Genomic DNA, 20,581 nt, shown 5'->3' on the forward strand with positions numbered 1-20,581 from the left:
CCCTGCACCGAGCGCCCCTGCACCGAGCCGTCCTGCACAGCCCCGGCGCGTCAGCCTCCGGCGAACCGGTCCACCAGGACGTCGAGCCGCTGCTGTGCCCCTTCCCGGGGAAGCCGGCCCGAGCGGGCGAGCGTGACCAGGCCGTGCAGGGCCGACCAGAAGACCTCGACGAACAGGGCCGGTTCGGCGTCCCCCGCGAGGCCGCCGAGCGTGTCGAGCAGCGTTCCGAACGCCTCGCGCAGCGGCGCCGGTGTCGCCGCGTCGGCGAACGGGAGGCCGGCGTCGAGGAGGAACATCGCGTCGTAGAGCGCGGGGTTGTGCTCGGCGAAGTCGACGTACGCCGCCACGAGGGAGGCCACCGCGGCCCGCCCCGACGGCCCGTCCGCCACCGCGCGCCGGAGCGCCTCCGTCAGCTCGGCGAAGCCCTCCAAGGCCACCGCCGCGACGATCTCCCGCTTGCCCCGGAAGTGACTGTAGAGCACGGGCTGGCTGTACTCGATGCGCTCGGCCAGCCGGCGGGTGGTGACGGCGTCCCAACCCTGGGACTCGGCGAGTTCACGGGCCGTCGCGACGATCAGCTGGTGGCGGTGGGTCCGCTCACGTTCCTTGCGTTCCTGTACCGACATACCTCGATCCTAGCACCGCTAGACATTCGAGCGTTGTTCGGTCTAGCATCGCATGGCAATCTAGCGGCGCTAGAAAATTGCCGTTGAGCCTCAGGAGGGGACATGCACAACGCACTGGCCATCGCCACGGTCGTCATCGTCGGCCTGCTGGTGGGCGTGGAGTTCGCGGTGGCGGCCTTCATCAACCCGATCCTCGACCGGCTGCCGAACGACGGCGGCCTCGCGGCCCGCAGCGACGGCGCCCGCATCCTCGGCAGGGTGATGCCGTTCTGGTACATCGGGTCGGTCGCGCTCGGTGCGATCTGGACGGCCGTGGCGTGGGGGACCGCGCGGACGGGGCTCGTCGCCACGGCCACCGCCCTGCTCGCCCTGAGCGTGCTGATGTCGATCGCCCTGCTCGTCCCGATCAACTCGCGCGTCGCACGGTGGACTCGGGACGGCGTTCCGGCGGACTGGAAGCAGCAGCTCGGCCGTTGGGACCGGTTCCACTACGTACGCGTCGCCGTCATCGTCACGGCCTTCGCCCTGCTCGTCACCGCCCTCACGTTCACGTAACGCCCCACCTGCACCTTCGGGGCCGAGCCCAGTGACCACCCGTCAACCTGCCGGGTGCGGCGGTGCGGACGGCAGCGGAGAGCGGGACCAGCGGACCGGATGGCCGTCGGAGCCATCGGCGAGCCAGGAGCCGTCGCCTGATCCGGCCCGATCGACAAGGCGCCCCTAGCATGGGCGCCCATGGGGACGCACATCGACGGATTGATCGAGACACGCAGGGCAGGCGGGGCGTGGGAGATGGCGGTCGATCTGCTCGACTTCGACCTCGGGAAGGCCCGGGACGCCCGCGAGTGCCTGTTCGGCTACGGCGGGAGCCTCGGGGTGGAGCGGCCGCTGTTCGACCAGCGGGGGTGGCCGGAGGACGCCTGCGACGAAGTGCCGAAGGGGTGTGACGAACTGAACCACAGCCACTCGTACGCGACGTGGGCCGAGATCGCGGCGGTCGACTGGGACGCGCCGCTCTGCGACGGCCCCGACGGGAACCGTCTGGGCGAGTGGCGACCGGGGCCGGACGGCGAGCTCGTCCTGGACGACGTGGCCTGGGCGCCGATCCAGGTGCTCGACGCGGCGGAGGAGCTCTTCGGCGAGGATCTGTTCCCGTCCGAATGGCCGCCGGGCGGCGAGGTCCATCTCAACGACTGCGTGTACCGTCCGGTGGTCCTCACGGCCGGGATGTTCGTTCCACCGGACGGCCGTTGGGCCCCGGTGTGGGCGTCGATGAGCGCGCTGGCGGCCGAGTACGGGAACGAGAACGTCCGCCTGGTGGTCTGGTTCGGCTGAGCCGGCTCGACCGGATTCCCGGCCGGAGCCGGACCCCCGGACCTGGGCTGAGGGGGCGGTCCGGTACGGCACCGGCGTCGTGCTCCGATGCACAGATGCGGCCCCACCCCCGTGCGGGGACCGTTCTGCCAGCGGGATTCCGCTCGACACCCGGGTCACGCCCGCCCAGGAGAATCACCTCCCCTCCCCCGGCCCTCCCTCCGACTGCCGGCCGGTTCACACTTTTGCTAGCGCTTGCTTGCAATAGTTAGCACGAGGAGGCACCATCGACGTATGGCATCACTCAACGTCGGCAATCTCGGCGAGTTCCTGCGGGAGCAGCGGCGCACCGCGCAGCTGAGTCTGCGGCAGCTCGCGGATGCCGCCGGGGTGTCCAATCCGTATCTCAGCCAGATCGAGCGCGGCTTGCGCAAGCCGAGCGCGGAGATCCTGCAGCAGCTCGCCAAGGCGCTGCGGATATCCGCGGAGACGCTCTACGTCCAGGCCGGGATTCTGGACGAACGGCACGGTCTGGACGGGGTCCAGGTGCAGACCGCGATACTCACCGACCCGGCGCTCAACGAGAGACAAAAGCAGGTCCTGCTGCAGATCTACGAGTCCTTCCGCAAGGAGAACGGGCTGGTCGGCGGCGGTGACGATGCTGCGAGCGGGCAAGGGGACACGCCGCAGAAGGCGTCCCCCGAACACGGCACGGACCCCCGTGAGACAGAGGCCGACGGCGGCCCGCACGCCACCTGAGCAACCGATTCCGTTTCCAGGAGGAACAACGCCATGGCCATCACCACCGATGACCTCCGCAAGGCCCTGACCGACACGACCCCGCTGTACGCCCTGGCCGGCACGGTCGACCTGGCCGCCGAGAAGCTCGGCGAGGTCCCGCAGCTCGTGGAGAAGATCCGCGCCGAGGCCCCCAAGCGCTTCGAGTCGGTGCGCGGCACCGACCCCAAGGACGTCCAGGCCCTGGTCACCAAGCAGGCCAAGGACGCCCAGGAGAAGCTGGGTGAGCTGCTGGAGTCCCTGGACGGCGACTTCAAGAAGCTCCGCGACCAGGCGCAGGAGCTGGCGCTGCAGGGCGTCGGCCGGGTCGCCGAGACCGCGGTGAAGGCCCGCGAGGGCTACGAGGAGCTGGCCGAGCGCGGCCGGGGCGCGGTGGCGACCTGGCGCGGCGAGGCCGCCGAGCGCGCCGAGGACATCGCGGTGGCGATCGAGCCGGAGCCGGCGCCCAAGCCCGCACCCAAGAGCGGCGCCCGGACCGGGGCCGCCAACGGCGCCAAGGCGGAGTCCAAGGCCGGCGCCTCGACCCAGACCAAGCCGGCCGCGGCGAAGAAGCCGGTCGCCCAGCGCAAGCCGGCCCCGGCGACGAAGAAGACCACCCCGCCGTCCGCGAAGTGAGCCGCATCACGGTTCAGTGAGGACCGGGTTTCACCGGCCGGGCCGGGCACACTTGAGGTGCCCGGCCCGTTGTCCGGGTACGGTGGGGCCGCAGGACGGCCGACGGCCGTGACGGACCAGAGACGACACGACAGGCGAACGGGCGGTGGCCGGCGGTGCTGATTTACGGATTCCAGAGCCTGCTGGGCTGGGCGCAGCTCGCCCTGGGCATCTATGCCGGCGTGATGCTGATCGACGCCGCGGTGCGCCGCGAGGATGCCTACCGCGCCGCCAGCAAGCAGACCAAGGGCATGTGGTTGATCTTCCTCGCCCTGGCCACGGCGCTGCTGTTCATCCTGCCGATCATGTCGTTCCTGCCGGTCATCGGCGTGATCGCGGTGATCGTCTACACCGTCGACGTACGGCCTGCGCTCCGCGCGGTCAGCGGCGGCGGGCGTGGTCCGCGGCGCGGCGGCTCCAGCTCGGACGGGCCCTACGGGCCGTTCAACGGCGGGCGCTGAGCCGCCCGCAGACTCCGGGCACACACGCTGCGCAGCCGGCCGGTGCGGCAGGCCGCTTCAGCGGCGGTCCAGCAGGAGGACGGCCACATCGTCGGTCAGTTCGCCCCCGTTGAGGTCGCGTACTTCCCGGACGGCGGCGTCCAGCAGTTCCTCGCCGGTCAGACCGGTGGCCATCTGGCGCCCGACCAGCTCGGTCATGCCTTCCTGGCCCAGCCGCTGGTTCCCCTGACCGATCCGGCCCTCGATCAGGCCGTCGGTGTACATCATCAGGCTCCAGGACGCGCCCAGCTCCACCTGCCGGCGCGGCCAGCGGGCGTGCGGCAGCAGGCCCAGCGCCGGGCCGCCGAACTCGTACGGCAGCAGCCGGGGGTGGTCGCCGGCGCGGGCCAGCAGCGGCGCGGGGTGGCCGGCCAGCGACAGGCCGGCGCGGTGGCCGTCGGCGGAGATGTCGACGGTGCAGAGCGTCGCGAAGATCTCGTCGTCGGAGCGCTCGTGCTCCAGCACCTTCTGCAGGGTGGCCAGCAGCTCGTCGCCGGACAGCCCGGCGAAGGTCAGCGCGCGCCAGGCGATCCGCAGCTCGACGCCGAGCGCGGCCTCGTCGGGGCCGTGCCCGCAGACGTCGCCGATCATCGCGTGGACGGTGCCGTCCGGAGTGCGGACGGTGTCGTAGAAGTCGCCGCCGAGCAGCGCGCGGCTGCGGCCGGGGCGGTAACAGGCGGCGAACCGCAGGTCGGAGCCGTCCAGTAGCGGGGTGGGCAGCAGGCCGCGCTCCAGGCGGGCGTTCTCCTGGGCCAGCATCCGGGACTCGGTGAGCTGGCGCTGGGCGAGGTCGGCGCGCTTGCGCTCGACCGCGTAGCGCACGGCGCGGCTGAGGACCGCGCCATCGAGCTCGTCGCGGAAGAGGTAGTCCTGGGCGCCGACGCGTACCGCATCGGCGGCGCGCTCGGCGTCGGTCTCGTAGGTCAGCACGAGGACGGCGTGCGCGGGTGCCAGCCGCAGGACGTCCCGCAGTATGCCCAGCTCGTCGTCCGGGGCGCCGGCGCGCTCGCCCTCCCGCTCGGTGCGGTCGCTGGGCTCGGCCGGGGCCAGATCGAGCAGGATGCAGTGCACATCGTCGGTGAGCAGCCGCTCGGCCTCGGTGAGGTTGCGGGCGGTGCGCAGGCGGACCTTGCGGCCCGCCCAGTCCCACATCTCGGGGACGTGACTGTTGGGGTCCTCGCCGATGAGGAGGAGGGTCAGGCCCTGCGGGGCCGGTTTGTGCTCGGCCGGCTCCTGGTCGGGGTGCTGGTCGACCACCCGCTGCTGGCCGGTGAACGGCTGGTCGGAGACCTGCAGGCCGTACGGCGCCGGATGGGCCGACGGCCGGTCGGCGGCGGGTGCCGGGGCGCGCAGGCTCCGGTCCGTCGCGTCCCCCGCGCCCGGCGCGCCGGCGACCGGTGCGACGGCCGCGCAGGCGTCGTCCACCGGTCCTGCCTGGTGCGGCAGCACGACCGACCGCTGGTGCGGTACGGGTACGGGCATGGGTCTGGTTCCTTCCCTCCCCCCGAGGGGTGCGATGGGCGCCGACCGGCGCTCCACTGTGCCCGGCTCGCTCCGCTCGTCGGTCATCTGAGCGGCACACACACGGGGCACTGGAAGGCGACCATAGCGCCAGTGTGGAGGGGTTTGGAATGGCCGAAGACAATCGGCCCTTGTCATATGCCCAGGCCGATAAGCCATTTGACCTGCGGCGGGCGGAATGCGGAATGACGAACATCACCCCGCTTGGGCGCTTTCAGCTGCCCGGTGACAACCCTCGGGCAGCAAACATTCCGGTCATTCGCCGTCCTAGTGAGCTGCGTCATCGTGGCGGGCGTCACCATCGGGGCGCACCACACCGAGGATCGGCATGGTGCCGGCACCGGTGATCGTCACCTGGCGGCCGGGGCGCGGGGCATGGACGATCGCGCCGTTTCCGAGATACATCCCGACATGACTGGCGTCGGTGAAATAAATGATCAGATCGCCCGGCCGCATGTCCTTGAGAGCCACGTGCGGCAGCTGCCGCCACTGCTCCTGCGAGGTTCTCGGAATGGTCCGGCCGCCGTGCTCCCAGGCGCGCAGGGTCAGCCCGGAGCAGTCGAAGGTGTCCGGCCCCTCGGCACCCCACACATAATCCTTGCCGATCTGTGCGGTGGCGTACGAAATGGCCTTCTTGCCCGGCGCCGAAGCGGTGTTGCTGATCTCGTCGAGGATGCCGGAGTCGAGCCACTTCTGCTGCTGCTTGAAGGCCTGCTCGTCCTCCAGTTTCTTCAGCCGGTCCTTTTCCTTGGCGGCCAGCCGGGATTCCAGCTCCTTTGCCGCATCGATCTTTTTCTTGATGTCCCGCTGGGCGTTTTCCTTCTTCTTGCGGTTCGCCTCCAGGCGCTCCCAGCGGTCCGTGGCGGAATGCGAATAGCTCTCCAAGTCGCCCTGGATTTTCGTCAGTTGACTGATCAGGCGTTTGGCGGCCAGCTGCCCCTTACGGGCCAGCAGGGCATTGTCGAGGAAGCCCTCGGGGTTGGCGGCGAGCATCAGCTTGGCCTCCGCGGGAAGCCCGCCGCCGCGGTACTGGGCGCTGGCCAGCGCGCCCACCTGCCGCTTGAGGGTGGTCCGCCGGCGCTGGGTGGCGTCGATGGTGCGGGCCAGCTTGACGATCTCCTTCTGCTGGAGCTCGACCTGTTCCTTGGCCGCGTTGTAGGCCTCGGTCGCCTGCTCGGCCTTGCGGTAGAGGGCGTCGATCTTCTTGCGCACGTCGTCCAGGCGCTGGGCGTCGGAGTCGTCGGCCGGCGCCGGGGCGCCCTTGGTCGGGGGCTTGGGGTCGTCGGCGTACGCGGCACCCGTCGCGGTGCCGAGCAGTCCGGTCACGGTGAGGACCACGGCCGCGCACGCCACCCCTCGCCGGACCCTTGCAAGGCCTGCGCCCCGGCCTGTGGCCTGACCTGTGGCCTGACCTGTGCCCCGGCCGGTGGCCCGGCCCGCCCCCCGCCCCTCCCGCACGCTCCGTGGGCCCCGCTCGTCGCGCGCACCCCCGTCGTCCCGTACGTCGCCTGCTTCCCGAACGCCCTGCTGTGCCCCCTGGCGTCCCACCAGCCACCTCCGGTCGTTCCGCACCGATTTCGTGTGTTCCTCCGGCGCGGATGCTGCCATACCGACCGGTAATTCAACAGAGTGACGGGCTGTTCTGCGCCGTGTACGGACGCCGCTCACCTCGCACCCACCTGATGGCCGAGGTTCACCCTGCGTTCACCCTCCTCCATCGGCCGCTTCACTTGATCTACCTAATTTCAGCCGTACCGAGTGCGCGCCACGCCCTCATGGCAAGCGCGACGCGGCTAGGACATACCTGGCCGGCACACCGCACCCCACGGCGGTCATCACCCACCTCACCACCCAGCACGCCGATGATGCGGCGCGCCCCAGGAAGGAATTCCCGACAGTGAAGCTTCAGCGCAAGAACCGGGTTCGCGCCCTCGCCGTTGGCGCTCTCGCCGTCTCCGGTGCCCTGGCCCTGACGGCGTGCGGCTCCGACGACACCACCGGCGGCAGCGGCGGCAGCGGCAGCGCCGCCAAGACCTCGAACATCAAGTGTGAGGGCAAGGGCAAGCTGCTCGCGTCCGGCTCCTCGGCGCAGAAGAACGCCATGGACGTCTGGGTGCAGAACTACTCGGGCGCCTGCAAGGACACCGAGATCAACTACCAGCCGACCGGCTCCGGTGCGGGTGTCACCACCTTCCTGCAGGGCCAGACCGCCTTCGCGGGCTCGGACTCCGCCCTCAAGCCCGACGAGATCACCAAGTCCAAGCAGGTCTGCAAGGGCGGCCAGGCCATCGACCTGCCGATGGTCGGCGGTCCGATCGCGGTCGGCTACAACGTCCCCGGCGTCGACAACCTGGTGCTGGACGCCCCGACCCTGGCGAAGATCTTCGACTCGAAGATCACCAAGTGGAACGACCCGGCGATCAAGAAGCTGAACCCGAGCGCCAAGCTCCCGGACCTCAAGATCCAGGCGTTCCACCGCTCCGACGACTCCGGCACCACCGACAACTTCACCAAGTACCTCAAGGGCGCCGCCCCGGGTGACTGGAAGCACGAGCCGGCGAAGAAGTGGGAGGGCACCGGCGGCCAGGCGGCCTCCGGCTCGGCCGGCGTCTCCTCGCAGGTCAAGCAGACCAGCGGCGCGATCTCCTACTTCGAGCTGTCGTACGCGACCGCCGGCAAGATCCCCACGGCCAAGCTGAACACCGGTGCGAAGGCGCCGGTCGACGCGACGGTCGACAATGCTTCCAAGGCCATCTCCGAAGCCAAGCAGGTCGGCAAGGGCGACGACCTGGCCCTGCAGCTCAACTACACCACCAAGGCCGAGGGCGCCTACCCGATCACCCTGGTGACGTACGAGATCGCCTGCAACAAGGGCAACAAGGCCGAGACCCTGCCCGCCACCAAGTCGTTCCTCACCTACATCTCCAGCAAGGACGGCCAGGCCGCGCTGAAGGCCCTCGGCTACGCCCCGCTGCCCACCGAGATCGCCGACAAGGTCCGCGCGACCGTCGCGAAGATCGCCTGACCAACCCAGGGTGGCGGCCCGAGGCCAGTACGGTCTCGGGCCTCCGCCCGTCCGGTGCACCGCCGCGCCAGGAGCCCCCACCGGCTCCGCAGACCGGAGAATCCATGACTCACGACTCCTCGATAACCGACACCCCACCGGCACCACGCAACGACCGCCCGTCGGTGTCCGGACGGGCCGTTCGCCCCGGTGACCGGATCTTCCTCGGCCTCTCCCGAGGTTCCGGTATCGCCCTCCTGGTGATCATGGCCGCCATCGCGGTCTTCCTCACCTACCGGTCCGTGCTCGCCATCTCCGGCGACAAGGCCAACTTCTTCACCACGTTCGACTGGAACGCCACCGGCACCGACCCGAAGTTCGGCATCGCGGTGCTCGCGTTCGGCACGGTCGTCAGCTCGGTGATCGCGATGGTCCTCGCGGTCCCGGTCGCGGTCGGCATCGCGCTGTTCATCTCGCACTACGCCCCGCGCAAGCTGGCCTCGCCGCTCGGCTACGTCATCGACCTGCTCGCCGCGGTGCCCAGCATCATCTACGGCCTGTGGGGCGCCCTCTTCCTCGTGCCGCACCTGACCGGTCTCTACAACTGGCTGAACGACTACCTCGGCTGGACCGGCATCTTCAGCTACTCGCAGGGCGCGCCCCGCTCGCTGTTCACCGTGGGCATCCTCCTCGCGATCATGGTCCTGCCGATCGTGACCAGCGTCAGCCGTGAGGTCTTCCTCCAGGTGCCCAAGATGCACGAGGAGGCGGCGCTGGCACTCGGCGCCACCCGCTGGGAGGTCATCCGGATGGCGGTGCTGCCCTTCGGCCGCTCCGGCGTCATCAGCGCCTCCATGCTGGGCCTGGGCCGCGCGCTCGGCGAGACGATGGCCGTCGCCACGGTCCTCTCGCCCAGCTTCCTGATCAGCGCCAGCCTGCTGGACCCGGGCGGCGGCACCTTCGCCCAGAACATCGCCAGCAAGTTCAGCGAGGCCGACCAGTTCGGCCAGGACGCCCTGATCGCCTCCGGGCTCGTCCTCTTCGTGATCACGCTGGTCGTCAACGGCGCGGCCCGCCTGATCATCGCCCGCCGCAAGGAGTACTCGGGAGCCGCAGCATGAGCGCCGTGACTGACCACCGACCGGTCGCCAACGGCGGCGCCCCGCTTCCGGTCTCCCTCAAGCAGGCCCGCCTGCCCCGTTGGACCACCCCGCTGCTCGCACTGGTCGCGGTCGGCGCCGGCTGCGGCATCGGCGTGGGCGCCGGCCTGGACAGCACCCTGCAGTGGGGCCTGATCGCCGTCGTGCTGTTCATCCTCGGCACGTTCGCGCTGGCCGCCGGCGTCGAGGGCGCCCGGCAGGCCAAGGACCGGCTGGCCACCAGCCTGGTCTGGGTCGCCTTCCTGCTCGCCGTGATCCCGCTCGCCTCGCTGCTGTGGGAGACCGTCGTCCGCGGCAGCAAGGTCCTCAACGGCTACTTCCTGTCGCACTCGATGGGCACCCTGCCCGACGCGATGCCCGGCGGCGGCATCTACCACGCGATCATCGGCACCCTGGAGCAGGTCGGCCTGGCCACCCTGATCGCCGCGCCGATCGGCCTGCTCACCGCGATCTACCTCGTCGAGTACGGCCGCGGCCGGCTCGCCAAGGCCGTCACCTTCTTCGTCGACGTGATGACCGGCATCCCCTCGATCGTGGCCGGCCTGTTCATCCTCTCCGTGTGGATCCTGATCCTCGGCTTCGGCCCGTCCGGCTTCGCCGGCTCGATGGCGCTGGCGATCCTGATGATGCCGGTCGTGGTCCGCTCCACCGAGGAGATGCTCAAGCTCGTCCCGAACGAGCTGCGCGAGGCCTCGCTGGCCCTGGGCGTCCCCAAGTGGCGCACCATCCTCAAGGTCGTGCTGCCGACGTCGATCGGCGGCATCACCACCGGCGTGATGCTCGCCATCGCCCGTATCACCGGTGAGACCGCCCCCGTCCTGCTCCTGGTCTGGGGAGCGAAGACGATCAACAACAACCCCTTCGAAGACGCCCAGCAGTCGCTTCCGCTCTACGTTTTCCAGCAGTGGCAGCAGGGTTCCGAGGCCTCCTACGACCGCGCCTGGGCCGCGGCTCTGGTCCTCATCGCCTTCGTCATGATCCTCAACCTGGTGGCCCGCGGCATCGCCCGCTGGAAGGCCCCACGCGGAGGACGGAGTTGAGCTGCAGCGGAGGTCGGGGGTCGCATCCGAGGAACGAGGGTGCGGCACCCGGCCGGAGCGGAAGCGAAACGAAGTCCGACCATTTGACGCAGCCCGGCCGCTGACCAAGCCCGGCGACAGAAAGAAGCAGTGATTTCCATGGCCAAGCGAATCGACGTCAGCGGCCTCTCCGCGTACTACGGCAGCCACAAGGCCATCGACGACATCTCGATGACCGTCGAGCCGCGCTCCGTGACCGCCTTCATCGGCCCCTCCGGCTGCGGCAAGTCGACCTTCCTGCGCACCCTGAACCGGATGCACGAGGTCACCCCCGGCGGCCGCGTCGAGGGCAAGGTGATGCTGGACGACGAGAACCTCTACGGCTCCGGGGTCGACCCGGTGGCCGTGCGCCGCACCGTCGGCATGGTCTTCCAGCGCCCCAACCCGTTCCCCACCATGTCGATCTTCGACAACGTCGCGGCAGGCCTGCGACTGAACGGCTCGTACAAGAAGAGCGAGCTGAAGGACATCGTCGAGCGCTCCCTGAAGGGCGCCAACCTCTGGAACGAGGTCAAGGACCGGCTGAACAAGCCCGGCTCGGGCCTGTCCGGCGGTCAGCAGCAGCGGCTGTGCATCGCCCGCGCCATCGCGGTCGAGCCGCAGGTGCTGCTGATGGACGAGCCCTGCTCGGCGCTCGACCCGATCTCCACCCTCGCCATCGAGGACCTGATCGGCGAGCTGAAGGAGCGCTTCACGATCGTCATCGTGACGCACAACATGCAGCAGGCCGCGCGCGTCTCGGACCGTACGGCGTTCTTCAACCTCGCGGCCGTCGGGCAGCCCGGCAAGCTGATCGAGATCGACGAGACCGAGCGGATCTTCTCCAACCCCTCGGTCCAGGCCACGGAGGACTACATCTCCGGCCGCTTCGGCTAGGCCCGCCCGGCCGACGCCCCCCAGAGCGTCCTGCGGTGCTGCATGGCGGTGCCACCGCAAGACGAAGGGCCCGCCCCTCCTTCCCGGGGGGGGCGGGCCCACTGCGTCGTCCGGCCGGATGCGGCGGCCGGGGCCGGGTGCGTCAGCCGAAGGCGAGCTGGATCAGCCAGTACGCGAGCGCCGCGACCAGCGCCGCCGCCGGCATGGTGATGAACCAGCCCATGACGATGTTCTTGGCGACGCCCCAGCGCACCGCGCGCGGGCCCTTGGTCGAGCCGACGCCCATGATCGCCGAGGTGATGACATGGGTCGTGGAGATCGGCGCCTGGAACATGAACGACGCGGTGTACATGACCGAGGCCGCGGTGGTCTCCGCGGCGAAGCCCTGCGGCGGGTCCAGCTCGATGATGCGGCGACCCAGGGTGCGCATGATGCGCCAGCCACCCGCGTACGTGCCCAGCGAGAGGGTGAGCGCACAGGCCAGCTTGACCCAGATCGGGATGGCGTCGTTCGCGTCCTCGACATCGGCGATGACCAGGGCCATCACCACCACGCCCATGGTCTTCTGGGCGTCCTGCAGACCGTGGCCGAGCGCCATACCGGCGGCCGAGACGGTCTGGGCTATGCGGAAGCCGCGCTTGGCCTTGTGCGGGTTGGCCCTGCGGAAGATCCACAGGATCACGACCATCACGAGGTAGCCGAGCACCAGGCCGATCACCGGCGAGATGAACATCGGCAGGATGACCTTGTCGACCACCCCGGACCAGATGACCTTCGTGCCGCCGGCCAGCGCCGCGCCGACCATGCCACCGAACAGCGCGTGCGAGGACGACGAGGGCAGCCCGAAGTACCAGGTGACGAGGTTCCAGACCACCGCGCCGAGCAGCGCGGCGAACAGGATGCCCATCCCCTGGCTGCCGTGCGGCGTGGCGATCAGGCCCTCACTGACCGTCTTGGCGACCCCGCTGCCCAGGAAGGCGCCGGCGAGGTTCATCACGGCGGCCATCGCCAGCGCGGCCCGCGGCGTGAGCGCACGGGTCGAGACCGAGGTCGCGATCGCGTTGGCGGAGTCGTGGAAGCCGTTGGTGTAGGTGAAACCGAGCGCGACCGCAATGGTCACGACGAGCGCGAAGGTGTCCATGGCCGGCGCTCAGGACTCCTTGACCGCAATGGTCTCGACCGTGTTGGCGACGTGCTCGAACGCGTCCGCAGCCTCTTCCAGGATGTCCACGATCTGCTTGAGCTTGAGGACCTCGATGGCGTCGTACTTGCCGTTGAAGAGGTGCGCCAGCAGCTTGCGGTGGATCTGGTCGGCCTGGTTCTCCAGGCGGTTGACCTCGATCCAGTACTCGGTGAGGTTGGACATCGTGCGCAGGTTCGGCATCGCCTCGGCGGTCAGCTCCGCCGCCCGCGCCAGCACCTCGATCTGCTGCTCGATGCCCTTCGGCAGCTCCTCGACCTTGTAGAGGACGACCAGATCGACGGCCTCCTCCATGAAGTCCATGATGTCGTCGAGCGACGAGGCGAGGTTGTAGATGTCCTCGCGGTCGAACGGCGTGATGAACGAGGAGTTCAGCTGGTGGAAGATCGCGTGCGTCGCGTCATCTCCCGCATGCTCCGCCGCACGCATGCGTTCGGCGATCTCGGCCCGCGCGGAGGCGTCCGCCCCGAGCAGTTCCATCAGGAGCTTCGAGCCCGTGACGATGTTGTCCGCGGAGGCGGCGAACATGTCGTAGAAGCTCGTCTCCCTGGGGGTCAGACGAAAACGCACGTGAAATCCTCGGGGTACATCGGATTCGGTCGGGTTGATGCTAGGCGCATCATCCAGCCACTGCTAACCGGCATTCCTTCAGTGTCGCCCATCGTGCAGCATGCTCTGCACGGGGTACCGCCGGTGCCCGCAAAGTTCGGTACCATATACCCACCAGGGGTATGCAAATCGCCGGGATTCCACGGGAGAAGGCCATGACGACCACGGACGCCGACGCCAACGGCAGCACCGCAGCCGCCACGGCCGGCCACCCCGGGCAGCCGGGCCGCACCCCCCGGGACGCGAACGAAACCGTGACGGATAACGCAGAGCCCTCCGCCCCGGCCGGTCCGCACGGCTACGCACAGCAGAAGGACGCGCACATCAAGCGACTGCGCCGGATCGAGGGCCAGATCCGCGGACTCCAGCGGATGCTGGAGGAGGATGTCTACTGCATCGACATACTCACCCAGGTCTCGGCGAGCACCAAGGGCCTGCAGTCCTTCGGGCTCCAGCTCCTGGAGGAGCATCTGCGGCACTGCGTCGCCGACGCGGCGGTCAAGGGCCCCGAGGCGATCGACGCCAAGGTCCAGGAGGCGACCAAGGCCATCGAGCGGATGCTGCGCACCTGACCGTGGCTACCCGGGCTCAGCGGCCCGGTCACGATGGTCGCCGTCGACGTCCAGCACCTCGTCGATACGGTCCGCGCTGAGCCGATCCTCACTGGCGGCCGCGGCCGCGATCATCAACTCACCAGCCAGGTCGATCTCGACGAGGGCCACGTGGTCCTGAACCGTCTGATGGCGGTGGCCGGCCACGAGCAACACCTCCTCCTTCGAGCGCCTTCCCACGCCTCTGGTGGTTACCGCCCAGCGTAGGGACGGCCGCACCCTACGCGCATGACACGGATGGACCATTTCCGCCCCGGAGGGCACCGCCGCCCCCGGCCGCCGGGCGGCTAGGGCGCAGCGGAAGCGATCTTCCCGGCGTAGATGTCGCGGCGATCCGGGAGCCGCACGACCACCGGGGTGCCAAAGCCGGACAGCTCCGTCGTCGAGGTCACCGACGCACCGTTGGGCGCTCCGTTGGCGAAGCGGAAGCTCTGGCGCACCTTGCGCAGCCGCCCCGCTTCGTCCAGATACGCGTCGAACGGCACGGTGTCGGTGGTGAACCCCTTCTCCGCGGCGACCAGCGCCGGCCGGGTACCCGGCGACGCCGCCCGGGCGGCCCGCGCGATGTCCGTCGTCCCCCGGTAGTGCCGCACCCGGACGCCGCCCATCCGCTCCTCGCCCTGGTAGGTCACCTCCCGTGCCCCGCGGAGCAGTTCGGCCGCAGTCAGCGGGTCGGTGGCACCGCCGGTGACCAGGTTCCCGTCGGCCAGCGCGGCGGTGTCCACCCGCACCCACTTGTCGGCCGGCACCCCCGCACCGCGGTTCTTCATGTACAGCGCACCGGGCGCGAAGATCTCGGTGATCGGCTGCCGGCCCTCGGCGGGCCGGCCCGCCGGATCGGGCAACACCACCCGCAGCCGCCCGGTGCTGGTGGTGAAGTCGTAGCCGCCGGTGCCCCGGATGGCGACCAGGGTGCCGCCGCTGACCGTCTCCATGGCGCTGCGCACCTCGGCGGAGCGGGCCCGGAGCAGGACGTCGGCGCTGCCGCGGACTTGCGCGGCGGCCGCGACGGGGGACCGGCCGGCCGGCTCCTGGTCGTCGGCCGCGGCGCCGTCGGGGGAACAGCCCGTCGTCAGCAGCCCGACCGCCAGCCCCGTCCCGCACGCCGCGGCCACGACGGCCGCGCCGCCTCGCCTGTCCTGCACCACCATCGCGTACGAGCCCCCTCGGCCGCCGTCTTCGGGACCGTCCTGGCCGGCCGGTCCGCTCGGGAGGGTCGGACGTCGCGCCGGCGCCGCACCTGACGTTCCGTCGACCGATCCGTTCAACGACCGTTACGGGGGCTCGTCACGCAACGGCACCGGGGGCGCGTAGCGTGGACGGGTGCCCGAGCCAGCCCACACGACCTCCACCACCGAACGCGGGTCCTTCTGCACGGCCCGTTGTGAGTGCGGCTGGCGCGGTCCGGCCCGCCGCGCCCGCTCGCAGGCACGCACGGACGCCGAGCGCCACCAGGCCGACCCCGAGTCCGGGGCCCTGACCGGACGCACCGTGGAATGAGACAGTCCGTTCCGGGAACCCCCAACGCCCGTACGCCATCTGGGTAATGAGAGAGGCAGCAGCACCGCGCCGGCAACGGACGGCAAGGCCGGAATCGGACAGTCCGGGACGGCGCGGAGCATGCCGGGCACGGCGGAGTGCGGGGGAGGTACACGGCTCACCGCCCGGTGCTGTGCTCCCAACACGCACCCCGCGGGACCACGGCCGGCCGCCGGCGAGCGGGGCGCGACCGTACCGACATCGAGGGGGACTCATCCCAGTGAAGCGGCGCACACTCCTGCAGGCCGGCACCGGACTGGCGGCGGCCTCGGTCGCCCTGGCCACCGGCTGCGACAACAAGACCGGCAAGGCGGGCGCGGCCTCCTCCGCCTCCGCCTCCGGGGCCACCGCCGGCTCCGGCGCCGGTGCCGCACAGACCAACGCGGCCGCCGTCCCCGCCGGCGCCGCCCGGGCCACCCAGGCGAACTGGACCGCACTCGGCAAGAGCCTGGACGGCAAGCTCATCCGGGCCTCCGACGCCGCCTACGCCACCGCCCGCAAGCTCTACAACACCCGCTACGACACGCTGAAGCCGTCGGCCATCGCCTATGTCGAGCACCCCGCCGACATTGCCGAGTGCCTCACCTTCGCCCGACGCCACGGCACCCCGGTCGCCATCCGCAGCGGCGGCCACTCCTACGCCGGCTGGTCCAGCGGCAACAACAAGCTGATCATCGACGTCTCGGCGCTCTCCAAGGTCGGCGCGCCGTCCGGCGGGACCACCCGGATCGGCGCCGGCGCCAAGCTCATCGACGTCTACGAGGGCCTGGGCGCGCACGGCGTGACCATACCCGGGGGCTCCTGCCCCACCGTCGGCATATCCGGCCTCACCCTCGGCGGCGGCCACGGCGTGGTCTCCCGCGCCTACGGCCTGACCTGCGACAGCCTCGTGGGCGCCACCCTGGTCACCGCCGACGGCAAGACCGTCGACTGCGACCGCAAGCAGCACACCGACCTCTTCTGGGCGCTGCGCGGCGCCGGCAACGGCAACTTCGGCGTGGTCACCGAACTCCGCTTCCGTACGCATCCGGCGCCGCGCGCGGTGATGGCGTACATGACCTGGCCGTGGTCCAAGGCGGCGAAGGTGGTGGCGTCCTGGCAGAAGTGGGGCCCGACCCAGGCCGACGAGATATGGTCCGCCTGCCATCTCGACGCCCGCCCCGGCGGCACCCCGTCGGTGTCCATCGCCGCCTTCTCCCTGGGCAGCCACCGCGACCTGCAGAACGCCGTGGACAAGCTCGCCGACCAGGCCGGCGGCCCCGGCCCGGCCTCCAGCATCCACCTCACGCCCAAGGACTACCTGGACGCGATGGAGTCGTACGCCGGCTGCTCGTCAAAGTCCACCGCGCAGTGCCACATGCCCGGTTCGCTGCCCGGCCACACCGGCTCCGGCCAGTTGGGCCGGGAGACCTACGCGGCCCGCTCGCACTTCTTCGACCGCTCGCTGTCCCCGGCCGGCATCCAGACCATGCTGCAGCAGATCGAGAGCGGCGGTCGCAAGGGCGTCACCGGCAATGTGGCACTGACCGCGCTGGGCGGCGCCATCAACCGCGTCGGCCGCACCGACACCGCCTTCGTGCACCGCGGATCGCGGTTCCTGGCCCAGTACTTGACGTCCTGGTCGGCGAACGGCTCGCCCGGCGCCCGCACAGGGTGGCTCAATTCGTTCCATGACGCGATGCAGCGCCACTCCTCGGGCGCCGCGTACCAGAACTACACCGACCCCGGCCTGACCGACTGGAAGTCCGCCTACTACGGCGCCGCCGCTGACCGGCTCGCCCAGGTCAAGCGGGCCTACGACCCGCAGCGGCTGTTCAGCACCTTCCCGCAGGCGCTCTGAGCCGCACCCGTCCGGCAGCGGACACACGGACGGCCCGGTCCCCTCAGGGGCCGGGCCGTCCGCATCCGCCAGGTCTTCTCCGTCCCGTACGGCCGCGCGGGCCGTACGGGCGCTCAGGCCGCCAGGTCCTTGTCCCGCTCCGGGTGCCCGCCCGGCACCGCCGATCCGGTGGCCACCACCCGGCTGCCCTCGGCGCCGGCGGGCTCCACGGCCACCCCCGGCGCCCGCACCAGCCAGGACACCTTCGACCGGGCGATCGCGCTCATCAGCGGCACCAGCAGCGCCTGGGCGAGCGGCGCCAGCAGCAGCGCGACGGCGGTGCCCAGCGCGAAGCCGCCGATCACATCGGTGGGGTAGTGCACGCCCATGTAGACGCGGCAGAAGCCCTCGGCGAGCGCCAGCAGGATCCCGATCACGCCGTACTTCCGGCTGGCGAGGAACAGCCCCACGCCGACCGCCATCGTCAGCGTGGCGTGATCGCTCACGAACGAGAAGTCGCTCTTCCCGGGGATCAGCACGGCCAGCCCGGCGTGGTCCTTGAACGGCCTCGGCCGCTCGACGAAATCCCGGATCGGGATGTTCGCCAACAGGGCGATGCCGGCCGCCAACGGCGCCCACACCAGACCCGCGACGGCGGACGGCGCACCCGGCCGGCGGCGCGCGGACCACCAGGCCACCAGGCACAGCACCGCGAGCGCGGCGATGAGGCCGTACTCGCCGATGTACTCCATGGCCTTGTTGACCCAGTGGGGGGCGTCCTTGGCAAGGCCGTTGATGCCGTCGAGCACGTCGACATCGGGGTTCGGCCCCTCCAGTGCGAGTCCAGCCATCTACCGTGGCCCCTTATCTTTCCCGCGCGCGAGCGCCTTGGTGTGCTGCCAACCCCCGTGGTCGTCGAGCGTGTGCTGCTGCGAGCGCTGCTACGTCCCCACGCACAGGAAACGACATCCCTGCGCCGGTCGTTCCATCCTCCACGGGATGATCACCAGGACGTTATCGAAGCTTGACTCATCACCGCAGTTCAGGGCCTCATGTTTACGCAGCGTTCGCAGCAGGGAGTGCTTTTGCGCCATCCGAGGTGACCCGGGTCGCCCCGATGTAGTCCGGTGTGTCGATCTTGTCGAACCGGATCTTCGCGCCCGTGTAAGGCGCATTGATCATGTACCCGCCGCCCACATAGATCCCCACGTGGTGGATCGACCGCGGGTCGTTCAGGTCGTACGCGAAGAACACCAGGTCTCCCGGGAGCAGCTCACCGCGCTTGGGGTGCGGTCCGGCGTTCCACTGGTCGTTCGCCACCCGCGGCAGCTCGATGCCCACCGAGCGGTAGGCGGCCTGGGTCAGGCCCGAGCAGTCGAACCGTCCGCGCTGCGCGGCCGTGCCCGTCCCGCCCCACAGGTAGGGCGTGCCGAGTTTGTCCTGCGCGAAGTAGATGGCCCCGGCGGCCTGCCGGGAGGGTGCCACCGGGCCGGCCGGCGCCTCGAAGCTCTTCGCCAGCGTCGTGATGGTCTTCACGTAGTTCTGGGTCTCCCGGTAGGGCGGCACCCCGTTGTACTGGATCACGCGGTAGGCACCGGCGTTGTACGCAGCGAGCATGTTCTTCGTCGCGTCACCGGGCGCATTGCGCACGTACTTGGCCAGCTCACAGTCGTACGAGGCGGCCGAGGCGATGGCGTCGGCCGGGTCCCAGACGTCCCGCCGCCCGTCACCGTTCCCGTCCACCCCGTGGGTCTGCCAGGTCGCCGGGATGAACTGCGCCATGCCCTGCGCGGCGGCCGGGCTCTGCGCCCGGGGGTTCCAGCCGCTCTCCTGGTAGAGCTGCGCGGCCAGCAGCGGGGGGCTTATCGCCGGACAGAGCGCCCCCCACTTCTGCACCATGTCCTGGTACGCGGCGGGCACCGCACCCTTCGCCAGCCCGGCCGCCCGGCCCCCGAGCCCGGCCAGCCCGGCCGCCACCACGTACGTAGCGATCACCAGCAACGCGAGCAGGCCGAACAGCAGCCCCGCCCCGAGCCCGCCGGCCACCCAGAATTTCCGCACCCCACAACCCTCCCCCATCCAGGCCCGGTTCACTGCCCTTTTCCAGCCTCACGCTGCGCGTTGCGTCACACAGGAGGCGCAGGGGCGCTCCGACCGGGGGCGCGATCCCACTCCCGGCGGCACCCGGCGCACCGCCGGACGGGCGACGGCACACCGGCCCCGGGAACGGAATGCGGGTCTTTCACCTCTTACCTCGGGGAACGGACGGGTCGTCACCCGCGCTGCCGGGCGGCGCACTTCCCCGGCGGGGCGGGGCGGCCACTGCGCCGCCGCCCCGATGATCATTGCTCAGGGTTATCGGCCGTGATACACACGGTGAGAGTAGTCGGTTCGATGGACGGCGTGCGCCCATCCACACACGCCACCCCCATGGGATCCGTCAAAGAAAGGTGCCAAGTCGACTTCTGACGGCGCCTTTGTCGGCGAAGATAGAAGCGGCCTGTGCCGCCCCGGTGCAGGTACGGACAGCGAACTACCCACAAAGGGGCGGTGAGTTCAGACATGGCACAGATGTCACAGATGTTCCTTGCGGCCGAAAAGGGCGACATCACCACCATCATCGGCGGAATCGCCCCGGACTGGGGCCCGTTCGGCAGCCTGGGCAACGAGGCCCGGGTGATGGTCGAGGTGGTCATGGCGGTGGCGATCCTGCTGTGCCTCGGCATCGCGATCTGGGGCGCCGCCAAACAGCGCATCGGCGCCACCGCCCTGCGCGACACCTTCAGCGCCGAGCAGGGCAAGGGCCTGATCGTGGCGGGCCTCACCGGCGTCTTCATCATCGGGTCACTGGGGACCCTGTTCACCATCGTCTACGGCATGGCGGTCTAGCCGACCCCATCCCCACCGTCACCCGGGCAACCGCCCGCCGTCACCGCGGCCGGGCGACCACCCCTGCGACCGCACACCGGGCAACCGCCCGATGCCCGTGGCCGCACACCGGAGGCCACACACCGGGCCCCTCCGCCGCGAACCGGCGAACCGGCGGCCTGGCGACCCGGCGACGGTCCGGCGGCGGTCCGGCGGCCTCCTCGGCCATCCCGGGGCGACGTCCGGAGGTGGCCCCCCTCGGGAGACCGCCCGTGTTGCCCCGTTACCCCGTTGCCCCGTTCCACCCCGTCCACGTCCCTCCATGCGCCCCCGCCCGCTCCCCCTCCGCCGCCCCGTGCCTCCATTCGTCTCCACCGGCCGCACCTCCCCTGCCGAGGCCCC

General features: G+C 70.6%; 22 protein-coding genes. 13 read left to right on the top strand and 9 right to left on the bottom strand.

The window, feature by feature from the left end:
* Positions 1–50: 50 nt before the first annotated feature.
* Positions 51–626 (bottom strand): TetR/AcrR family transcriptional regulator, encoded by a 576-nt coding sequence (locus AB0G84_RS33630; protein ID WP_361329573.1) that lies wholly within the window; start codon positions 624–626, stop codon positions 51–53.
* Between the two features lie 102 nt (positions 627–728).
* On the opposite strand from AB0G84_RS33630, the gene AB0G84_RS33635 reads away from it, so the two are divergent.
* The 5 genes from AB0G84_RS33635 (at position 729) to AB0G84_RS33655 (ending at position 3,853) form a co-directional block, all read left to right on the top strand.
* Complete coding sequence (locus tag AB0G84_RS33635; RefSeq protein WP_361329576.1) at positions 729–1,181, top strand: DUF1772 domain-containing protein; 453 nt, start codon at positions 729–731, stop codon at positions 1,179–1,181.
* 180 nt (positions 1,182–1,361) lie between these two features.
* A complete protein-coding gene (locus tag AB0G84_RS33640; protein WP_361329579.1) occupies positions 1,362–1,961 on the top strand; it encodes a hypothetical protein in 600 nt (199 codons plus the stop codon).
* Between the two features lie 273 nt (positions 1,962–2,234).
* Positions 2,235–2,699 carry a helix-turn-helix transcriptional regulator gene (locus tag AB0G84_RS33645; protein WP_361329582.1) on the top strand — a complete coding sequence of 155 codons (465 nt, stop codon included), beginning with the start codon at positions 2,235–2,237 and terminating at the stop codon, positions 2,697–2,699.
* 33 nt (positions 2,700–2,732) lie between these two features.
* A complete protein-coding gene (locus tag AB0G84_RS33650) occupies positions 2,733–3,353 on the top strand; it encodes a hypothetical protein (protein WP_361329585.1) in 621 nt (206 codons plus the stop codon).
* Positions 3,354–3,508: 155 nt separating this feature from the next.
* Positions 3,509–3,853 (top strand): DUF2516 family protein, encoded by a 345-nt coding sequence (locus tag AB0G84_RS33655; protein ID WP_361329588.1) that lies wholly within the window; start codon positions 3,509–3,511, stop codon positions 3,851–3,853.
* A gap of 57 nt (positions 3,854–3,910) precedes the next feature.
* Here the strand turns inward: AB0G84_RS33655 and AB0G84_RS33660 are convergent, their stop codons facing one another.
* Entirely contained in the window at positions 3,911–5,374 is a 1,464-nt protein-coding gene (locus tag AB0G84_RS33660) for a SpoIIE family protein phosphatase (protein ID WP_361329591.1), read from the bottom strand.
* A gap of 306 nt (positions 5,375–5,680) precedes the next feature.
* Entirely contained in the window at positions 5,681–6,751 is a 1,071-nt protein-coding gene (locus AB0G84_RS33665) for an NlpC/P60 family protein (protein WP_361329594.1), read from the bottom strand.
* Between the two features lie 559 nt (positions 6,752–7,310).
* Here AB0G84_RS33665 and pstS point away from each other — a divergent pair.
* The 4 genes from pstS (at position 7,311) to pstB (ending at position 11,532) form a co-directional block, all read left to right on the top strand.
* Entirely contained in the window at positions 7,311–8,438 is a 1,128-nt protein-coding gene (pstS, locus tag AB0G84_RS33670; RefSeq protein ID WP_361329597.1) for a phosphate ABC transporter substrate-binding protein PstS, read from the top strand.
* A gap of 104 nt (positions 8,439–8,542) precedes the next feature.
* The gene (pstC, locus tag AB0G84_RS33675) at positions 8,543–9,538 is read left to right on the top strand and encodes a phosphate ABC transporter permease subunit PstC (RefSeq protein WP_361329600.1); all 996 of its coding nucleotides are present in this window, start codon (positions 8,543–8,545) and stop codon (positions 9,536–9,538) included.
* Positions 9,535–10,617, top strand: coding sequence for a phosphate ABC transporter permease PstA (gene pstA, locus AB0G84_RS33680; protein WP_361329603.1), 1,083 nt, complete (start codon positions 9,535–9,537; stop codon positions 10,615–10,617). Before pstC ends, pstA begins: the two co-directional genes overlap by 4 nt.
* Positions 10,618–10,755: 138 nt before the next feature.
* On the top strand, positions 10,756–11,532 hold the full coding sequence (pstB, locus tag AB0G84_RS33685) for a phosphate ABC transporter ATP-binding protein PstB (RefSeq protein ID WP_361329606.1): 777 nt from the start codon (positions 10,756–10,758) through the stop codon (positions 11,530–11,532).
* 142 nt (positions 11,533–11,674) lie between these two features.
* Here pstB and AB0G84_RS33690 read toward each other — a convergent pair whose 3' ends face one another.
* Together AB0G84_RS33690 and AB0G84_RS33695 are read right to left on the bottom strand one after the other, a co-directional pair.
* Positions 11,675–12,673, bottom strand: a complete 999-nt coding sequence (locus AB0G84_RS33690) for an inorganic phosphate transporter (RefSeq protein WP_361329609.1) — start codon at positions 12,671–12,673, stop codon at positions 11,675–11,677.
* A gap of 9 nt (positions 12,674–12,682) precedes the next feature.
* Positions 12,683–13,303 (bottom strand): DUF47 family protein, encoded by a 621-nt coding sequence (locus AB0G84_RS33695; RefSeq protein ID WP_361329612.1) that lies wholly within the window; start codon positions 13,301–13,303, stop codon positions 12,683–12,685.
* A 194-nt stretch (positions 13,304–13,497) separates the two neighbouring features.
* Between AB0G84_RS33695 and AB0G84_RS33700 the strand changes: the two genes are divergently transcribed.
* The gene (locus AB0G84_RS33700; protein WP_361329615.1) at positions 13,498–13,914 is read left to right on the top strand and encodes a metal-sensitive transcriptional regulator; all 417 of its coding nucleotides are present in this window, start codon (positions 13,498–13,500) and stop codon (positions 13,912–13,914) included.
* A 6-nt stretch (positions 13,915–13,920) separates the two neighbouring features.
* Here the strand turns inward: AB0G84_RS33700 and AB0G84_RS33705 are convergent, their stop codons facing one another.
* Positions 13,921–14,133, bottom strand: a complete 213-nt coding sequence (locus tag AB0G84_RS33705) for a hypothetical protein (protein WP_361329618.1) — start codon at positions 14,131–14,133, stop codon at positions 13,921–13,923.
* 107 nt (positions 14,134–14,240) lie between these two features.
* Positions 14,241–15,104, bottom strand: a complete 864-nt coding sequence (locus AB0G84_RS33710) for a hypothetical protein (RefSeq protein ID WP_361329621.1) — start codon at positions 15,102–15,104, stop codon at positions 14,241–14,243.
* Positions 15,105–15,276: 172 nt separating this feature from the next.
* Here AB0G84_RS33710 and AB0G84_RS33715 point away from each other — a divergent pair, with 172 nt between their 5' ends.
* Together AB0G84_RS33715 and AB0G84_RS33720 are read left to right on the top strand one after the other, a co-directional pair.
* Positions 15,277–15,453, top strand: coding sequence for a hypothetical protein (locus AB0G84_RS33715; protein ID WP_361329624.1), 177 nt, complete (start codon positions 15,277–15,279; stop codon positions 15,451–15,453).
* Positions 15,454–15,712: 259 nt separating this feature from the next.
* Entirely contained in the window at positions 15,713–17,332 is a 1,620-nt protein-coding gene (locus AB0G84_RS33720; protein WP_361329627.1) for an FAD-binding oxidoreductase, read from the top strand.
* Positions 17,333–17,445: 113 nt separating this feature from the next.
* Here the strand turns inward: AB0G84_RS33720 and AB0G84_RS33725 are convergent, their stop codons facing one another.
* Entirely contained in the window at positions 17,446–18,162 is a 717-nt protein-coding gene (locus AB0G84_RS33725) for a phosphatase PAP2 family protein (protein ID WP_361329630.1), read from the bottom strand.
* A gap of 205 nt (positions 18,163–18,367) precedes the next feature.
* Positions 18,368–19,372 (bottom strand): bifunctional lytic transglycosylase/C40 family peptidase, encoded by a 1,005-nt coding sequence (locus tag AB0G84_RS33730; protein ID WP_361329633.1) that lies wholly within the window; start codon positions 19,370–19,372, stop codon positions 18,368–18,370.
* A 519-nt stretch (positions 19,373–19,891) separates the two neighbouring features.
* On the opposite strand from AB0G84_RS33730, the gene AB0G84_RS33735 reads away from it, so the two are divergent.
* Positions 19,892–20,200, top strand: a complete 309-nt coding sequence (locus AB0G84_RS33735; RefSeq protein WP_046930918.1) for a hypothetical protein — start codon at positions 19,892–19,894, stop codon at positions 20,198–20,200.
* Positions 20,201–20,581 lie beyond the last annotated feature (381 nt).

The sequence above is a fragment of the Streptomyces sp. NPDC020742 genome (genome assembly GCF_040641675.1).
Classification (GTDB): Bacteria; Actinomycetota; Actinomycetes; order Streptomycetales; family Streptomycetaceae; genus Streptomyces.